The sequence below is a fragment of the Aquimarina aquimarini genome (assembly GCF_900299535.1).
Classification (GTDB): domain Bacteria; phylum Bacteroidota; class Bacteroidia; order Flavobacteriales; family Flavobacteriaceae; genus Aquimarina; species Aquimarina aquimarini.
In genome coordinates this window covers 1-2,302 of sequence record NZ_OMKE01000003.1, presented here as the reverse complement: position 1 = coordinate 2,302, position 2,302 = coordinate 1, and the positions used below count along the sequence as shown (strand labels likewise).

Below are 2,302 nucleotides of genomic sequence, written 5' to 3'. Positions count from 1 at the left end.
GGAATCCCGCTGCTTTACGACGCTCATAATCACGATCTCTATACGCATCAAAAGCAGTACCAGGGGGTAATGGCCTATTTTTATCCATATACCAACAGATCAAAGACATATCTTTATAACAATATCCCTGCCCTACACTAAAATCTTCTAATGTGCCAAATTTACTTTTTGAAGGACGCATAACTTGTAAACTATAAGCTCCTGTACCATCTTCGCCCCCAGTACTATATACAAACAAACACTCCTTAAAAGGGATGGTGATATTTTTTTGCCATAAAACTCCAGGTATAGTAATCAACCCATCTCTACGATTTAAAATTTCTTCTTTTTTAGGCTTGGTAAAATAATAAATCGTAAAAAACATAGCTAAAAGACTACTTAATACAAATAGAAAAATTTCAAAAGGTTTTAAAGTACCATCTTTAAAATAACCTATAATAAAAATCGAAGCTACTAAATAAAATGCTCCTCCAAATACAAATGGTGTAGCATTACCTGTATTAGGTATACTCATAAAGTGATTATCTGCATACCAACTTTTTTTATCCTCTATATTTTTTATATCAATTCCTTTTCTCAAATCATAAGGAAGTTCAGTAATCTGTTTATGAACTCTATGATAATGTTTCTTTAGTTTCTCAGCATTTTTATACCCTGTATGCGTGACAGGTCTGGTAAAATCTACCATCCTCCTATACGTTTACGTTCTGCCTGTTGTTCTTTGGTAGCCTCTGGGGTAGCAATATTACTAGGATATAAAGGTCTGGGGAATCCCGCTGCTTTACGGCGCTCATAATCCCGATCTCTATACGCATCAAAAGCAGTACCGGGAGGTAATGGCCTATTTTTATCCATATACCAAGTAACTAGAGATATTGCCTGATAACAATCTCCTTGCCCCATATTAAACAAAGTAAATGTACCAAAACGGCTTTTAGTTGGTCTAATAACTTCTAGCATAAAAGCCCCTGTACCATCTTCGCCCCCGGTACTATATACAAATAAACATTCCTTAAAAGGGATGGTGATATTTTTTTGCCATAAAACTCCAGGTATAGTAATCAACCCATCTCTACGGTTTAAAATCTTTTCTTTTTTAGGCTTGGTAAAATAATAAATCGTAAAAAAAATAGCTAAAACACAAAAGAAGATATATACATATAAACCGAAACCATCAAAAGTATCATCTGCAAATAATCCACTAATAACCAAAAACCATGATATACCTCCCCCAATAAATGGGACAACAGTACCCGCTGTAGGCATATTTATGAAATGATCATCGGCATCCCAATTTTTTTTATCTGTATTATCAACATCAATTCCTTTTCTTAATGAACTAAAACTCTTGTTTACAATTTGTTTGTCAACTCTATGATAATATTTCTTTAATTTCTCAGCATTTTTATACCCTGTATGGGTAACAGGTCTGGTAAAATCTACCATCCTCCTATACGTTTACGTTCTGCCTGTTGTTCTTTGGTAGCCTCTGGGGTAGCAATACTACTAGGATATAAAGGTCTGGGGAATCCCGCTGCTTTACGACGCTCATAATCCCGATCTCTACAGGCATCAAAAACTCTACCAGGGGGTAATGGCCTATTTTTATCCATATACCAAGTAACTAAAGATATTGCCTGATAACAATGTTCTTTACCCATATTAAAATCTGCAAATGTCCCAAATTTACTTTTTGAAGGGCGCATGGCTTCAAGATTATAAGCTCCTGTACCATCTTCGCCCCCTGTACTATATACAAACAAACATTCCTTAAAAGGGATGGTGATATTTTTTTGCCATAAAACCCCTGTCATCGTGATCAACCCATCTTTACGGTTTAAAATTCTTTCTTTTTTAGGTTTGGTAAAATAATAAATCGTAAAAAAAATAGCTAAAAGACTACTTAATACAAATAGAAAAATTTCAAAAGGTTTTAAAGTACCATCTTTAACATAACCTATGATAAAAATCGAAGCTACTAAATAAGATACTCCCCCTACCCATAAAGGAGTAATTGTACCTGCTGTAGGCATATTAAAAAAGTTATCATCGGCATACCACTCTTTTGTATAATCAGCTTTATCAACATCAATAATATCAATTCTAAGAGCGCCAGGATGTTCACTAATCTGTTTATAAACTCTATGATAATGTTTCTTTAATTTCTCAGCATTTTTATACCCTGTATGGGTGACAGGTCTAGTAAAATCTACCATCCTCCTATACGTTTACGTTCTGCCTGTTGTTCTTTGGTAGCCTCTGGGGTAGCAATACTACTAGGATATAAAGGTCTGGGGAATCC

The 2,302-nt window shown here is 34.8% G+C and carries 3 protein-coding genes; all 3 read right to left on the bottom strand.

All coding sequences use genetic code 11. From position 1 onward, the window contains the following. A partial coding sequence (locus DG508_RS01045; protein WP_108866372.1) for a hypothetical protein occupies nucleotides 1–688 on the bottom strand: 688 nt, incomplete at its 3' end. Then, nucleotides 682–1,446, bottom strand: a complete 765-nt coding sequence (locus tag DG508_RS01040; protein ID WP_108866371.1) for a hypothetical protein — start codon at nucleotides 1,444–1,446, stop codon at nucleotides 682–684. The genes DG508_RS01040 and DG508_RS01045, both read right to left, overlap by 7 nt. Next, complete coding sequence (locus tag DG508_RS01035; RefSeq protein ID WP_108866370.1) at nucleotides 1,440–2,216, bottom strand: hypothetical protein; 777 nt, start codon at nucleotides 2,214–2,216, stop codon at nucleotides 1,440–1,442. Before DG508_RS01035 ends, DG508_RS01040 begins: the two co-directional genes overlap by 7 nt. Nucleotides 2,217–2,302 lie beyond the last annotated feature (86 nt).